This window comes from Bacteroides sp. K03 (genome assembly GCF_019734355.1).
Lineage (GTDB): Bacteria > Bacteroidota > Bacteroidia > Bacteroidales > Bacteroidaceae > Bacteroides > Bacteroides nordii.
Window position 1 is genome coordinate 251,633 of the sequence record NZ_JAASHC010000003.1, and the last position, 16,426, is coordinate 268,058.

9 protein-coding genes are annotated in these 16,426 nt (G+C 42.6%); 8 read left to right on the forward strand and 1 reads right to left on the reverse strand.

Translation table 11 applies throughout. From position 1 onward, the window contains the following. The first annotated feature begins 28 nt into the window (after positions 1-28). The 5 genes from HCG69_RS03570 to HCG69_RS03590 all read left to right on the forward strand — a co-directional run bounded on the left by HCG69_RS03570 (position 29) and on the right by HCG69_RS03590 (position 11,624). Positions 29-1,777 (forward strand): glycosyltransferase family 39 protein, encoded by a 1,749-nt coding sequence (locus HCG69_RS03570; RefSeq protein WP_221648877.1) that lies wholly within the window; start codon positions 29-31, stop codon positions 1,775-1,777. Between the two features lie 209 nt (positions 1,778-1,986). Continuing rightward, positions 1,987-7,593: an alpha-2-macroglobulin gene (locus HCG69_RS03575; protein WP_221648878.1), complete on the forward strand. Its 5,607-nt coding sequence runs from the start codon at positions 1,987-1,989 to the stop codon at positions 7,591-7,593. Positions 7,594-7,652: 59 nt separating this feature from the next. Continuing rightward, positions 7,653-9,935 (forward strand): penicillin-binding protein 1C, encoded by a 2,283-nt coding sequence (gene pbpC, locus HCG69_RS03580; RefSeq protein WP_255585428.1) that lies wholly within the window; start codon positions 7,653-7,655, stop codon positions 9,933-9,935. Positions 9,936-9,959: 24 nt separating this feature from the next. Then, positions 9,960-11,135, forward strand: coding sequence for an MFS transporter (locus HCG69_RS03585; protein WP_221648880.1), 1,176 nt, complete (start codon positions 9,960-9,962; stop codon positions 11,133-11,135). Between the two features lie 54 nt (positions 11,136-11,189). After that, positions 11,190-11,624, forward strand: coding sequence for a hypothetical protein (locus tag HCG69_RS03590; protein ID WP_221648881.1), 435 nt, complete (start codon positions 11,190-11,192; stop codon positions 11,622-11,624). On the opposite strand, the gene HCG69_RS03595 is transcribed toward HCG69_RS03590, so the two are convergent. Beyond that, entirely contained in the window at positions 11,621-12,661 is a 1,041-nt protein-coding gene (locus HCG69_RS03595) for a sugar kinase (protein ID WP_221648882.1), read from the reverse strand. The two genes, HCG69_RS03590 and HCG69_RS03595, sit on opposite strands and share 4 nt — an antisense overlap. 157 nt (positions 12,662-12,818) lie before the next feature. On the opposite strand from HCG69_RS03595, the gene HCG69_RS03600 reads away from it, so the two are divergent. From HCG69_RS03600 to HCG69_RS03610, 3 genes are all read left to right on the forward strand, one after another. Then, complete coding sequence (locus tag HCG69_RS03600) at positions 12,819-13,691, forward strand: VIT1/CCC1 transporter family protein (protein WP_221648883.1); 873 nt, start codon at positions 12,819-12,821, stop codon at positions 13,689-13,691. Positions 13,692-13,881: 190 nt separating this feature from the next. Continuing rightward, the gene (locus HCG69_RS03605) at positions 13,882-14,472 is read left to right on the forward strand and encodes a DUF4251 domain-containing protein (RefSeq protein WP_002561860.1); all 591 of its coding nucleotides are present in this window, start codon (positions 13,882-13,884) and stop codon (positions 14,470-14,472) included. Between the two features lie 394 nt (positions 14,473-14,866). Beyond that, on the forward strand, positions 14,867-16,426 hold the full coding sequence (locus tag HCG69_RS03610; RefSeq protein ID WP_221648884.1) for an ATP-binding protein: 1,560 nt from the start codon (positions 14,867-14,869) through the stop codon (positions 16,424-16,426).

Below are 16,426 nucleotides of genomic sequence, written 5' to 3' on the forward strand. Positions count from 1 at the left end.
TCAGGGATATATAATAAACTTCTCTCTAATGAAAACAATCTCTCAATTATATCATCTTATTGAAAACAATCCGGGAAAAGCTTTCGGAATTACTTGTCTTCTCCTTATAGTTTATCAATTAATATCTGTCTTTTGGGGCTTCGAGTTATGTGATTCAGGATTCTATATGACTTTCTACGATCATATCTTCAAAGCTCCTGAAAGTGTGGAATATAACTTCATGTACTATCTAAGCGGAGTTGTAGGAGGAACTTTCATTGCTTTATTTCCTGATGCAGGGATATTCGATATACGTTTATTGGGTGTAGTAAACAATATGATTACCGTTTATCTGGTATATAGACTGCTCCGTAAACATATCCATGTATCGGCTATAATCATTGGAGTTTTACTGGTTATTATTTCTTATGTAGGTCTACCTATGGCTTTCTACAATGATCTGATGACATGCCTTCTATATGTACTTGCTGTGTTTTATTTATTTAAAGGGCTAAGAAGTAATAATAATCTATGGTTCATTATCAGTGGAATTATAGTTGCATTAAACACCTTTGCACGTATTCCGAATATACTCGATTATGGCATTATTCTGCTTATAATTCTGCATAAACTTTATTATAAAGAAAGTGCTCGTCGTTGTGCCGGCAGATGCCTGATCTTTACACTTTCGTTCATCACAGGAATTATAGGTGTTATTTTACTAATGAAAATTTTAGGGCATTATGAATATTTCATTCATAATTTGCACGAACTGACCTCTGCTGCGGGAGACGATAGCGGAACAAGTTCCCATACCCTGGCCAATATGATATTTGCTCAGGTGAGAATCTACTATCTGGTTTTCAAGTTCGGAGCGAAAATACTCTTACTTTATGCTGTTCTTCTATTGTCTCTTAAATATGTAAGAAATGCTCTGTTACAATTACCTATCCGAATCATTGCTTTCATAGTATTGGGCATTCTTTTCTATAGAGAAAATGCCGTAATTATCCTCTGTGCTTTCAGTCTGATAGGGTTAGCAGGAAATATCTTTTTGAATAATGACAAAGCAATCAAGATGTTATCATGGGCAGGACTTTCTATGATCCTGATCATACCACTTGGCAGTGATGGGGGAATGTACAATAACGGAAGTATTATCTATTGGTTAGGATTACCTATGGCCATCTCGTTTTACTTTTCCATAAAAAACAAAATTCTTCCGCCCGTTTTATCTGTACAAATGGTAAGGAAAACGCTATTGCTTACTTTGGGTATATACATCCTGGTATGCGGAGTAAAAACTATAACTGAAGGAGTATACTTTGACGGAGGTCCACTTTTCGAGAAGAGGTTCTCGATCCGGAACGAAAGAACGAAACATGTTTATACTTCCCATGAAAGAGCTGAGATAGTGAACGACTTGTTAGCAGGGATAAAACCATATATTAAAGAAGATGACTGCCTGTTTGCTTACGGCAGTATACCCGCCATTAATTATATGACACGAACCAGACCATTTATCGGATGTTCCTGGCCGGAATTATTAAGTGCACCGCTACTAAAACAGAAACTAAACAATTACAAAGGTCCACTCCCAGCTATATTAAGGCAAAAATTTGATAGCATAGGAAAAGAGTTCGGAACACCGGATGAGAACTACCTGATTGACTGCGGAGTGGAAGCAGGTACTTTTAAAAGTAATAAAAAGAGCCAGGTGGTAAATGAATTTATAGAAAAGAATAATTATAAAATAGTTTTTGAAAATCAATATTTTATTTTATTCTTGCCGCAATAAAGAAAAATCCTTCAGTTATTTATCAGTTTTGAGTGCTTCCCGCACGGGGAGGTACGCCAAGCGATGGTCAATTGAACCTAAAATTGGTGCGATTGCCCTGATAAAAGATATCCCCCCAATCAAAGACTGTTTCATTTTTTTAGATGAATCAATATAGTAAAAAGCATATTTTCATTATCTTTGGTCACTAAACTTTTAATACCTTTACCATGAAACGAACAACAATGATTCCAGCCGCGTATTCTGTTCTTCTGTTCATCATCATAAGTCTGAGCTCATGTGCAGGCAGTCAGAAAGAACTTGTTCCTTCTTCGGAGTTTACACCTTATGTAAATGCCTATACAGGTGGGGTAATATCGCAATCCTCACCCATACGAATAGAACTGACCCAAGATCAGCCCGTAGTAGATTTAAATAACGAACTCAAAGAGAATCCATTTCGCTTTTCGCCTTCACTGAAAGGAAAAACATATTGGATAAGCAATAATACAATAGAATTCCTGCCCGAAGAAGGAGCGCTTAAACCAGGAACAATGTATGAGGCTTCGTTTCAACTGGGAGACTTTGTAAAAGTAGACAAACGTCTGAAAGAGTTTAATTTCTCATTTCGGGTACAAGAGAAGGATTTCTCATTGGCAATGGAACCACTCGACATAACTGCCGCTGCCCCCGATTACGCTTCTGTTAAAGGAGAAATACGTTTCAGCGACAAGATTGACAACGTACAAGTAGAGAAAATGATCTCAGTTAATGGAAATGGTTCTTCAGATTATGCCATTTCTGTAGGAGGCACAGGAAATCCGATGCGATACAGTTTCAACATCAACCGTATACCGAAAGCACAGGAAGATTACGATCTGGAAATAACATTGAACGGAAAAGTGGTAGGTATAGACCGGAAGATTGTTGAGAAGGTGACCATTCCGGCAAAAGATATCTTCCGCTTCATGTCTGCACAACGCATAGAGCAACCAGAGAACGGAATACAAATTTCGTTCTCCGATCCCGTATCTACCACACAGGACCTAAAGGGACTCATTGAAATCGCGGAACTCTCTTCGTACACATTTCAGGTAATCAATGACAAAGTAAACATATACTTCGAGCCCAATCGCTCCAATAAACTCACACTGAGAATCTATGAAGGCATAAAAAATAGGAAAGGAAAAAAACTCGGCACCTCCCATTCTATCTCCTTCAGTCAACCCAGCCTGAAACCACAAGTGGAACTACGTACAGATGCTGCCATTTTGCCCGACTCCAAAAATCTGATTATCCCTTTCCGGGCTGTCAGCCTGCATGCTGTTGACTTGAATGTGATCCGTATATTTGAAAGCAATGTACTGATGTTTATGCAGACAAACACTCTTTCATCTTCCAACGAATTGAGACGGTCCGGACGGTTGGTTTATAAAAAGACATTACATCTGGATAAAGACCCGTCCAAAGACATCCGCAAATGGGAAGATTATTCTATTGACCTCTCCGGACTGATCAATCAGGAACCGGGAGCCATCTACCGGATCACCCTTTCGTTCAAACAAGCCTATTCGGCCTATCCATGCGGAGAAGATGACAAAGAATTACAATTCTCCGAAAGTTCGGACCAGTTAACAAAACTATCCTCCGAACAACTGTCAGAAGAAGATGAAGCTGTGTGGGATACTCCGCAGACCTACTATTATTACAACGGTTCCGAAGGAATGGACTGGCGACAATATCGTTGGGAAGAGCGCGACAACCCCTGCCATATATCTTACTATATGGGAGCAGACCGAACAGCTGCATGTAATGTTCTGGCATCCAATCTTGGTATGATTGTAAAGCGAAACTCGGTCAACAAATTGTGGATTACTGTAAATAACATATTAGATACTACCCCAGTAGAGAAAGCTATAGTAACAGCTTACAATTTTCAGCTACAGCCAGTGGGTAAAGCCGAAACCGACAAAAACGGATTCACTGTCATTGAGACTAAAGGTGTGCCTTTCATTGTTGTGGCAGAAGCCGGAAAGCAAAAAGCATATGTACGGGTGGCAGACGGGGAAGAACAGTCAGTCAGTCGTTTTGACGTAGGCGGTAAAGATATACAGAAAGGATTAAAAGGATTTGTATATGGCGAAAGAGGCGTATGGCGTCCCAGCGATACACTACACATTTCGTTCATGCTTGAAGACCGCAACAACCGGATACCGGATAAACACCCCGTAGCATTGGAAATTTACAATCCGCGGGGACAATTCTACAATAAGTTAATCTCCACTAACGGAGTAAACGGGCTGTATACTTTCGCCGTACCAACAAGAGCAGAAGATCCTACCGGACTATGGAATGCTTACGTGAAGGTTGGAGGAACGGCCTTTCACAAGTCACTACGAATAGAAACGGTAAAGCCCAACCGTCTGAAAATCAATCTACAGCTTCCGGGAGAGATACTCAAAGCCACGGATGGAGAGATACGTACTACTTTGTCGTCAGCATGGCTAACAGGTGCCCAGGCTTCAAGACTGAAAACAAAAGTCGAAATGTCACTCTCCAAAGTCAATACGCAATTCAAGAATTACGGGCAATATATATTCAATAATCCGGCAACAGAGTTCACCTCTTCACGCATGGACGTATTCAGCGGCATGCTGGATGCGAACGGCAATGCATCGTTCACCCTCAAACTACCCGAATCGGGAAATGCACCGGGTATGCTACAAGCCAATATTACCACCCGGGTATTCGAACCGGGCGGAGATGCAAGTATCAACACAACAAGTGTACCGTTTTCTCCTTTCAATTCGTACGTAGGTATCAATCTCAATCAGCCCAAAGGTAAATATATCGAGACAGATAAGGATCATGTATTTGACATCGTCACCGTGAATCCGGAAGGAAAACCAGTGAATCGTTCGGGACTTGAATATAAGATTTACCGCATCAGTTGGAGCTGGTGGTGGGAAAGTTCCAGAGAATCATTTGAGACTTATGTCAACAGCAGTTCTTATACCCCTGTGGCCAGCGGAAAGCTGAATACCATAAACGGAAAGAGCAGTTTCAGATTCCGCATCAACTATCCCGATTGGGGACGTTATCTGGTGTATGTGAAAGACACAGAAAGCGGACATGCTACCGGAGGTACAGTCTACGTAGACTGGCCCGAATGGCGTGGACGTTCCAGCAAGACTGATCCGAGTGGTATCAAAATGTTAGCTTTCTCTCTCGATAAAGAATCTTACGAACCAGGTGAAACGGTAACTGCCATCATCCCCGCCTCAGCAGGAGGCAGAGCACTTATCGCTCTGGAAAACGGCTCAGAGGTATTACAACGTGAATGGTTGGATGTATCTGGTAAAGAAGACACCAAATATCAGTTCAAAGTGACCCCGGAAATGGCACCTAATGTCTATCTGCACATCAGCCTGCTGCAACCACATGCACAAACAGTAAATGATTTACCCATCCGCATGTACGGAGTAATGCCGGTATTTGTGACTAATAAAGAAACCGTACTCCAACCCCAAATTCAGATGCCCGATGTACTTCGTCCCGAAACGGAATTCAATGTGACGGTAAGCGAAAAGACAGGTAAACCAATGACGTATACACTGGCTATCGTAGACGATGGACTACTTGACCTTACCAACTTCAAAACACCTGATCCGTGGAATGAATTTTATGCACGGGAAGCATTAGGCATCCGTACATGGGACATGTATGACGATGTGTTGGGAGCCTATACAGGTAGTTACAATTCACTGTTCAGTACCGGAGGTGATGAAACATTAAAACCGGCAGATACCAAAGCAAACCGTTTCAAACCGGTAGTACGTTTTATCGGTCCGTTCAGTATTGGCAAGGGTAAAAGCCAGACACACCGAATCACGCTTCCAATGTACGTAGGTTCAGTACGTACCATGGTGGTGGCAGGAGAAAACGGAGCATACGGACGGGCAGAAAAGACAACTCCGGTACGTACCCCACTCATGATTCTTTCAACATTACCCCGCGTGCTCAGTACACAAGAAGAGATATCACTCCCGGTCAATGTATTTGCCATGGAGAAAGAAGTGAAGAATGTAAAAGTATCCGTTTCAGCATCGGGTGGTGCACAAATCAGCGGTGCCTCCCAACAATCGGTTTCATTCGTAAAACCGGGTGACCAGTTAGTTTTCTTCAAACTAAAGACCGGAACTAAATCCGGTAAAGCAGCCCTTCGCATAACAGCCGAAGGAGCGGGAAAGAAAGTTTCGGAAACAATTGAGATAGAGGTACGCAATCCTAATCCGGCGGTAACACTGCGCGAAAGTAAATGGATAGAAAACGGGCAAAGCTGTGAGCTTTCTTATCGGTTAGGCAGCCGTTCACCGGAAAACAGTGTCAAGTTAGAAGTATCCCGTATCCCGTCGGTAGATATCAGCCGTAGATTCGACTTCTTGTATAATTACCAGCACTACTGTACAGAGCAGCTAACTTCCAAAGCTCTCCCACTCCTGTTTATCAGTCAGTTCAAAGCAGTAGACGAAGCCGAATCTCAAAAAATAAAGGCAAATGTACAGGAAGCAATCAAACAACTGTATGCCCGTCAGTTACCCAACGGAGGATTTATTTACTGGCCGGGAAGTGCTTCTGCCAACGAATGGATAACCTCCTACGCCGGAATGTTCCTGGTAATGGCACAGGAAAAAGGATATGCCGTAAATGCCAATGTACTCAATAAGTGGAAGCGCTTCCAACGTTCGGCTGCACAAAACTGGCGTACACCTCAACAGGATACCGGATATTACTGGCAATCAGATTTGCAACAAGCGTTCAGACTATACACACTGGCATTGGCAGGAGCACCGGAACACGGGGCCATGAACCGCCTGAAGGAGATGGAACAAATTCTCTCTTTACAAGCTAAATGGAGACTGGCGGCAGCATACGCCTTAAACGGAAAAATGAAAGCAGCTAATGAGTTGGTATTTAATGCCAAGACTACAGTAGAGCCTTATTCCTCTTCTGCGGGAAGTTATGTATACGGATCTTATGACCGCGATGAATCTATGATACTGGAAACGTTGCTATTAATGGGACGCGAACGGGAAGCGTTTGCACAGGCACAACGAGTGTCACAAACTTTATCCCGTGAAGAGTGGTTCAACACCCAATCCACAGCATTTGCTCTAATGGCAATGGGCAGATTGGCCGAAAAACTATCAGGCACACTTGACTTTTCGTGGACACTGCATGGTAAACAACAACCCGCTGTAAAATCTGCCAAAGCCGTGTTTGAGAAAACACTTGCCACTGCTCCCGGTGGAGGTGAAGTTACAGTGAAAAATAATGGAAAAGGAGCATTAAATGTAGATCTTATCACCCGGACACAATTACTGAATGATACTTTACCTGCAATGGCAAACAATTTACGTCTGGATGTGAGATATACTGATATGAACGGTACAGCTATCTCCATAAATCCGATCAAACAAGGTACAGACTTTATGGCAGTAGTTACGGTAGCCAACATCAGTGGAACTTCCGACTACAACGACCTGGCACTGACACATATCATACCATCGGGTTGGGAGATATATAATGAACGTATGATAGACTACCCGGAACAAGCCACAAGTACTGATACGAACAACAGTTATACCTATCGGGATATCCGTGATGACCGTGTACTTACCTATTTCAATCTGAAACGGGGACAGTCTAAAACCTTCACCATACGATTGCAGGCAACCTATGCAGGAACCTTCATATTACCTGCTATCCAGTGCGAAGCAATGTACGATTCCGGAGCACAGGCAAGGACTCAGGCCGGAAAAGCGATGGTTGAATAGAGAGGGGAAGAGAAGGGAGAATGGAGAAGGGAGAAGGAAAGAGAAGGAAGAAGGGTAAAATGATAGGGGGAGGGGTTATTACACTCCTGTTAATAGGGTATATTTTTTGCCTTCCCCGGCAACTATTCCATGTACCCTACTCTACTGTTGTGGCCGACCGGAATAATGAGCTTCTCGGAGCACGTATTGCCCCGGACGGGCAATGGCGTTTTCCTCCCCGTACTACGACTCCGGCAAAGATACAAGCCTGCTTCGTTGAATTTGAAGATAACCATTTTTTTCACCATTGGGGAGTAAACCCAGTGTCAATAGGAAGAGCAGCTTATCAGAATCTAAAAGCCGGACGAGTTATCAGTGGAGGTAGTACAATTACGATGCAGACCATCCGTCTGGCTCGCAACAATCCCCGTACCTTCAGCGAGAAATTTATCGAAATGATATGGGCTACCCGGTTAGAGTTCCGTTATTCAAAAGAGAAGATACTCTCTTTATATGTCTCCCATGCTCCGTTTGGAGGAAATGTAGTAGGATTGGATGCCGCTGCCTGGCGTTATTTTGGCCATTCGGCAGACGATCTGTCATGGGCAGAAGCAGCTATGCTCGCCGTACTTCCCAATTCTCCTGCTATGATTCATCTTTCCAAAAGCCGGCAGGCATTGCTCGATAAACGTAACCGTCTCCTCACACGGTTGCACACAAAAGGAGTGCTGGATGATTCAAGCTACGAACTTGCCCTCAGCGAGCCATTGCCCCAAGAGCCCAAGCCACTACCACAGATTGCTCCGCATCTCACTGACTACTTCTACCAGACGAGAAACGGTAACTATTCTGTAAGCACCATCGACCGGGGAATACAGCTGCAGATAGAAGAACTGATAGAGCGTTGGAATGGTGAGTTCTCCCGTAGTGATATCCGCAACATAGCCATACTGGTCATTGATGTTCAGAAGAATCAGCCCATAGCCTATTGCGGTAATGTACATTTCAATAAAGCAAACAGCGGCAATCAGGTAGACATCATCCGTTCCCCCCGCAGTACGGGAAGTATTCTCAAGCCTTTCCTTTATTACGCTATGTTACAGGAAGGCAGTATACTTCCACATACTTTATTACCTGATATCCCGATCAATATCAATGGTTTTGCTCCACAGAACTTCAGCCAGCAGTTTGAGGGAGCCGTCCCTGCTTCCGAAGCACTGGCACGTTCACTCAACATCCCTACCGTAACAATGTTGCAACGTTACGGTGTCCCAAAGTTTTACAACTTCCTGAAACAAGCAGGAATCAGTACCCTTACCCGCCCTGCTTCCCATTATGGGCTTTCCCTTATTCTGGGAGGTGCCGAGGGAACCTTGTGGGATATCACCTGTGCCTATACAGACATGGCACGCTGCCTGAAAGGATTGGATAAAACCGGCTGCTCTTTATTACTCTCCGACTCTACCTACAATGTCTCATCTGCAGTTTCAACCTCATCCTTTTCTCCCTGTGCCGTATGGCAGACTTTTGATGCCATAAAAGAAGTAAACCGACCGGAAGAAATTGATTGGCGCACTATTCCTTCCATGCAAACTATTGCATGGAAAACGGGAACCAGCTATGGTTTTCGCGATGCATGGGCAGTAGGAGTCACCCCTCGCTATGCCGTAGGTGTATGGGTGGGTAATGCTACCGGAGAAGGTAAACCGGGACTTGTCGGGGCACGCACTGCGGGGCCGGTCATGTTCGACGTATTCAATCTGTTACCATCGTCTCCCTGGTTCGTCAGACCTTCTGAAGGATTTGTAGACGCAGAAGTTTGTCACCTGTCCGGACATCTGAAAGGACGCTTCTGTGAAGAGACAGACACCATACTGATACTTCCTTCCGGACTCAAAACCGAAGCATGTCCCTATCACCACCGAATCAACCTATCGGCAGACGGCACTCAACGTATCTACGAAAGTTGCATCAATACAGAGGCTACCATTCAAAAGAATTGGTTCACCCTACCGCCTGTCTGGGAATGGTATTACAAACAACGCCACCCGGAATACAAACCTCTGCCTCCCTTCAAACCCGGATGCGGGGAAGATATTCTCCGTCCGATGCAGTTTGTCTATCCCACCATGAATGCCCGCATATTTCTGCCCAAACAAATGGACGGGAGCAAAAGCCAGCTGACTTTTGAACTGGTGCATAGCGTTCCCAAAGCTACTGTATATTGGCATTTAGACAATAACTACCTGGCCGAGACACAGGATTTTCACAAGATATCCCTACTCCCCTCGTCAGGAAAACACACAATGACGGCAGTAGACAATGAAGGAAATACAGTTTCGGTGACTTTCTTTGTAGAGTAGGCTCAATTCTCTATCTTTGCGCCCATGAAACAGACTTTAAAAGAAAACGGAGGATTACCGGCATCCATACTTTGGACGTTGGCAATTGTTGCCGGTATATCAGTAGCCAATCTTTACTACAACCAGCCTTTACTGAACATGATACGCCACGACATGGGTGTATCAGAGTTTAAGACAAACCTGATCTCTATGATTACACAGATCGGATATGCACTGGGGCTTTTATTTATCATCCCGTTAGGCGACCTGTATCAACGAAAGAAAATCATCATTATTAACTTTGCAATACTGATTGTTTCGCTATTGACTATTGCACTGGCACCGAACATACATGTTATATTAACAGCATCTCTTTTTACGGGTATTTGTTCAGTAATACCACAGATATTCATCCCGATAGCTTCGCAATTCTCCAGACCTGAGAATAAAGGGCGAAACGTAGGTCTTGTCGTTTCAGGCTTGCTGACCGGCATTCTCGCTTCCCGGGTAATCAGCGGGTTCATCGGCGAAATCTTCGGATGGAGGGAAATGTACCACATAGCTGCTGCCCTGATGCTGATATGTGGAATTGTAGTTGTTAAAGTACTGCCGGATATAAAACCCACATTCAAAGGGAAATACGGTGAATTAATGAAATCACTGTTTCTGTTACTGAAAGAATACCCACAGCTACGAATCTACTCCATACGGGCAGCACTGGCATTTGGCTCTTTTCTGGCCATGTGGTCATGCCTGGCATTCAAAATGGGGCAAGCTCCCTTCCACGCCGGAAGCAATGTTATCGGTATGTTAGGACTCTGTGGAATAGCCGGAGCATTATCAGCATCACTGGTAGGTAAATACGTAAAAAGAGTGGGCGTCCGCCGGTTCAACTTTATCGGTTGTGGATTGATACTTTTTGCATGGTTTCTGCTCTTTGCAGGAGAAAACACCTATTTGGGCATCGTAGCAGGTATTATTATTATCGACATTGGCATGCAATGCATTCAATTAAGCAACCAGACCAGTATCTTTGAGCTTTGTCCTAATGCTTCCAATCGCATCAATACTATTTTCATGACTACTTACTTTGTTGGCGGTTCAATGGGTACCTTTCTGGCAGGTACTTTCTGGCAGGCATTTGGTTGGTATGGAGTTATAGGTACGGGTGTTTTGTTGACCAGTTGTTCATTATTTATCACTTTTTTCTCACGTAAGTGAACCTAAATGGTAGTTCTATTTGTTGTTTAGTGCATCAATCTATAAATTTAATGTATGAAATACGGAGTCAACAGACAAGTTTTACTGATTACTGCCGGTACCGTATGGATAGTGGCAGGAGCAAATATACTGCGAATAGGAATCGTGACATGGCTTAATGATTCTCAATACTGGCTGTTCAAAATGGGTGAAGCCACAGTAGTGTTCCTTCTATTCTTCATTCTTATATTCAGAAGACTATACTATAAACATACCGAACGCATCACCCAAAAGAAACAGGAAAAGAATTGCCCCTTCTCTTTTTTCGATGTAAAGAGCTGGATTGTCATGATCTTCATGATTTCATTAGGCATCAGCATACGAAGTCTGCACCTGTTACCCACCAGTTTCATATCCGTATTTTATACCGGATTGTCATTGGCTCTGATCGCAACCGGAGTACTCTTTATCCGTTACTGGTGGCAAAGACGCCATCTACTCCGAAGTTAACGCTGTACCCTGCCAGAAGAGTCACCATTCATCAGCGCTTCTACTTCGGCAACAGTTGCCAGGTTGAAGTCTCCATAGAAAGTATTCTTCAGACAGGAAGCTGCTAACGCAAAATCCAATGCTTTCTGATCGTCATCGGGATAAGTGAGCAGACCATAAATGAGTCCGCCAACAAAAGCATCTCCCGTACCTACACGATCTACTTCGTGAGTAATGTCATAAATCCCCGTATGCTTTAACGATCCATCGGAATAAAGCACAGCGGCAAGCAAGTTGTGATTGGCAGATAAAGAATTGCGTAGCTCAAGAAACATCTTCCTGCAACGGGGAACCAGCTCTGCTACTTGCTTTCCTACCTCTTCAAAACCTTCAAGATTGAGTCGATAATCTGTATTTACAGCCTTAAAGCCTACGGGAGCAATACCTAATATCTCTTTATATTCAGGTTCCGCACCAAATATCACATCACTATACTGTACTAACGGTTTCATCACATCAGCTGCCGTACGTCCATATTTCCACAGGTTCTTCCGGTAGTTCAAGTCACAAGAGATTGTTAGTCCCATCCGGTCTGCCATCTGAAGAGCTTCCAGACAAGTATCGGCACCGTCCTGTGACAAAGCGGCGGCTACTCCCGACCAATGAAACCATCCGGCATCAGCAAAAATAGCCTCCCAGTCTATCATACCCGGGCGAAGGGTAGAGAAAGAAGAACCCGATCGGTCATATACTACTTTTGAGTTACGAAAAGAAGCCCCGTTTTCAAGAAAATAAATTCCCATACGATCGCCACCATAAATAATACCATCCGTACGGAGTCCATGTGAACGAAGATCACTGATACAGGCACGGGCTATATCATTATCGGGTAAACGGGTTACAAATTCGGTCGGTATCCCAAAGTTGGCAAGAGAAACCGCTACATTCGTTTCACTGCCACCAAAGGTAGCTACATAGTCACGGGATTGTGAGAAACGCAGATTACCGGGAGTGGTAAGACGCAAAAGTACCTCTCCAAAAGTTACTATCTTCTTCATGATATCAATAATTTCAATTAATGATCAAATGTACTATCAAAAATCCAACAGAGCGCAAATTTTTAATAAATTTTATTGCTATACTAACAGATAGAGAATACATTTAGTCTATTTGTAGTACCTTTGCCCGAAAGCTAAAATATAGAAATAAAATAACATGAATTTAACCTCAAAAGATCTCGAGAAGTTTATTCGTTTCCAGCGAAATGAGTATACTGAAAGTATTGTGTACGACCGACTGGCTTCTATTGAAAAAGATACATCCAACAGCAAGGTACTACGCTTGATCTCTGCCGAAGAGAAAGCCCATTACTATACACTCAAAAAGTATACGAATACCGAAGTGAAGCCCAACCGCTGGCGTATTACCAAATACTACTGGTTAGCGCGTATCCTGGGTATCACATTTGCCATTAAACTTATGGAATCCAGCGAAAACAGTGCCCATCAGGACTATGCCCGGTATACGGAATGTGAGGATTTGCAGCGTTTGTCACGCGAAGAAGAGATACACGAAGAAAAGCTCATCGGGCTGATAAACGAAGAACGGTTGGAGTATATGGGTTCTGTGGTACTGGGACTAAATGATGCTTTGGTAGAGTTTACCGGAGCATTAGCAGGTTTCACCCTGGCACTGAGTGACCATAAACTGATAGCACTAACAGGAAGTATTACCGGTATTGCTGCTGCACTGTCTATGGCATCATCGGAATACCTGTCTACCAAATCGGAAGGCGATAAGAGCAAACATCCGGCAAAAGCAGCTATCTACACAGGTATTGCCTATATCATTACGGTAGTTGCACTGGTAACTCCTTTCATTCTAATCAGCAATGTACTGATAGCATTGGGAGTAATGTTGGCTATGGCACTTATTATTATAGCATTGTTCAATTATTACTACTCGGTGGCACGTGGTGAAAGTTTCCGAAAACGTTTTATGGAAATGGCCGTACTCAGTTTCAGTGTGGCCGGAATAAGCTTTCTTATAGGGTATGCCCTGAAAACATTCACAGGTATTGATGTGTGAATTAATCAGGAGTCAAGTGGCAAGGTTATCCACTACTTAACTACTAATGAAGTGATAACCACTAAACTACTTGCCACTGATAGACAAACTTAACTACTTCATAAAATTGTGAAATGTTCATGAACAATCTTTGATATATGTTGTTTTTGCAATAACGAACAACGTTATTAAACCTAAACAAAAAAAAGTTATGAAAAAGTTTATTGCATTATTAGCATTAGTATTGGTAAGTGCATCTACCATGATGTATGCACAGGAATCAGAAAGAGCCGTACGTCGCGCCGATCGTAAAGCACAAAGAGACGCAGAAAGAGCAAGACTGAAAGCAGAAGAACAAGTAGCCGACGCAGTAGCTTATCAGCAGGCTGTACAAGCACTGAAAAACAAACAGTTCGTGCTCGAAGCCGATCAGGTGATCTTCCGTAACGGACAGAGTGCTTTTGTATCAACGACTACAAATTTTGTGATGATGAATGGTCAGAAATCTACTGTACAAGTTGCTTTCAATACTCCATACCCCGGTCCTAACGGAATTGGTGGTGTAACAGTAGACGGTAACGCATCGGATATGAAAATTACAACGGACAAAAAAGGTAATGTTAACTGTTCATTCAGTGTACAGGGTATCGGAATTTCAGCTCAGATATTCATTTCACTGACCAATGGAGGTAATAATGCCACTGTTACTGTAAACCCGAACTTTAACAACAATACAATTACACTGAGCGGTAATATTGTACCATTGGATCAGTCAGACGTATTCAAAGGACGTTCTTGGTAAGAAGATGATATAACATAAAGTTATAGAGTAATAATACTATAGGGTGATAATAGATAGTTTCTATTTATCACCCTATTCTGTTTTATTAAAATCTGTGTAATTTAAGCTATCTGCATTCATTAAATGAAGAGAGATTGCAAAAGTGTACAATCATATTATGCAAAAGTGTACAACCTTGTACTACAAGAATGTACACTTTAGTTGTACAAGAGTGTACACTTTTATAAACACTGATTATCAACACGTTACCTTAACCCACTCACTATTTACAAACACAGATTATCAATAAACCAATTTTGTATGCTTACTATTGTATTTTAAATTTAGCCCAAGCAGGAAATGGTTTATGGAAATAATGAGTATCTTTGAATGGTCAATAAATAAAAAAATAACCATGAACAGTGTATTGCGTAAACTCCCTATCGGGATACAGACTTTTGAAGATATTCGTAGAGATGATTACCTATATGTAGATAAGACTGCTTTTGTGTGGAGAATAGCGAATACAGGAAAGCCCTATTTTCTGAGCCGCCCCCGCCGCTTTGGTAAAAGCTTGTTGCTTTCTACCTTTGAGTCTTACTTCAAAGGGAAAAAGGAATTGTTTGAAGGGCTTGCTATTGAACAAATAGAGACAGAATGGAAACAATACCCGGTACTTCATCTGGACTTAAATGCCAAGAAATATGAAACACCCGACGATTTAATTGCTATACTCAACCAACATTTGGAGAAATGGGAATGCCTGTATGGTAATGAGAAAAAAGATCGTAGCCCCGAAGAACGATTTGGTTATGTCATTAGTCGTGCCAGTGAGCAAACGGGATGTAGCGTAGTGGTACTCGTAGACGAATATGACAAGCCTTTGCTACAAGCATTGGACAATATGTCTTTGCTGGATAATTATCGCCAGACGCTAAAAGCCTTTTATGGTGTACTAAAAAGTTACGACCGCTATTTGCGTTTTGTTTTCCTCACCGGAGTGACAAAGTTTGCACAAGTAAGTGTATTCAGTGACCTGAACCAACTAAATGATATTAGCATGAAGCCTCAGTATGCTACAGTATGTGGTATTACTAAGCAAGAACTAATCGATACTTTTACTCCGGAACTACAGAAACTGGCAGAAACGAATCAGTTGACTCCAGAAGAGACACTTCATAAGATGAAAGCTTTGTATGACGGCTATCATTTCTGCGAGTTTACAGAAGGAGTATTCAATCCATTTAGCGTTCTCAACGTTTTTGACGGATATAAATTCAGTAATTACTGGTTTCAGACAGGTACTCCTACTTTCCTTGTGGAACTGTTGCAAAGAAGTGAGTACGATCTGCGTACATTGATTGACGGAGTAGAAGCCTCTGCCTCTTCATTTACAGAATACAGAGTAGATGCTAATAACCCGATTCCATTGATTTACCAGAGCGGCTATCTGACGATAAAAGACTATGATAAAGAATTTGGGAACTACCTGTTGGAGTTTCCGAATGATGAGGTACGATATGGCTTCATCAATTTTTTAGTACCCTTCTACACCTCTATGGCAAACAATGACCAAAGTTTCTACATCGGAAAATTTATCCAGGAGTTACGTGCAGGTAATTATAACTCCTTCCTCACCCGCCTGCAAGCCTTCTTTGCCGATTTCCCTTATGAATTGAACGATAAAACCGAGCGTCATTACCAAGTAGTGTTCTACCTTGTCTTTAAACTAATGGGCCAGTTTACTGACGTTGAAATACGCAGTGCACGCGGACGGGCAGACGCTGTAGTAAAAACTCCCAAATTCATCTATGTTTTTGAATTCAAGCTCAATGGCACAGCCGAAGAAGCCTTACAGCAAATAGATGATAAAGGATATCTGATTCCATACCAGGCAGACGGACGTGAACTGATAAAAATAGGTGTAGAGTTTAGTGCTACCGAAAGAAATATCAGCCGATGGTTACCTTTATAA

Excerpts from the sequence above, each read along its gene's own strand:
- HCG69_RS03570 (WP_221648877.1), top strand. The coding sequence starts at position 29 with ATGAAAACAATCTCTCAATTATATCATCTTATTGAAAACAATCCGGGA.
- HCG69_RS03575 (WP_221648878.1), top strand. The coding sequence starts at position 1,987 with ATGAAACGAACAACAATGATTCCAGCCGCGTATTCTGTTCTTCTGTTC.
- pbpC (WP_255585428.1), top strand. The coding sequence starts at position 7,653 with ATGATAGGGGGAGGGGTTATTACACTCCTGTTAATAGGGTATATTTTT.
- HCG69_RS03585 (WP_221648880.1), top strand. The coding sequence starts at position 9,960 with ATGAAACAGACTTTAAAAGAAAACGGAGGATTACCGGCATCCATACTT.
- HCG69_RS03590 (WP_221648881.1), top strand. The coding sequence starts at position 11,190 with ATGAAATACGGAGTCAACAGACAAGTTTTACTGATTACTGCCGGTACC.
- HCG69_RS03595 (WP_221648882.1), bottom strand. The coding sequence starts at position 12,661 with ATGAAGAAGATAGTAACTTTTGGAGAGGTACTTTTGCGTCTTACCACT.
- HCG69_RS03600 (WP_221648883.1), top strand. The coding sequence starts at position 12,819 with ATGAATTTAACCTCAAAAGATCTCGAGAAGTTTATTCGTTTCCAGCGA.
- HCG69_RS03605 (WP_002561860.1), top strand. The coding sequence starts at position 13,882 with ATGAAAAAGTTTATTGCATTATTAGCATTAGTATTGGTAAGTGCATCT.
- HCG69_RS03610 (WP_221648884.1), top strand. The coding sequence starts at position 14,867 with ATGAACAGTGTATTGCGTAAACTCCCTATCGGGATACAGACTTTTGAA.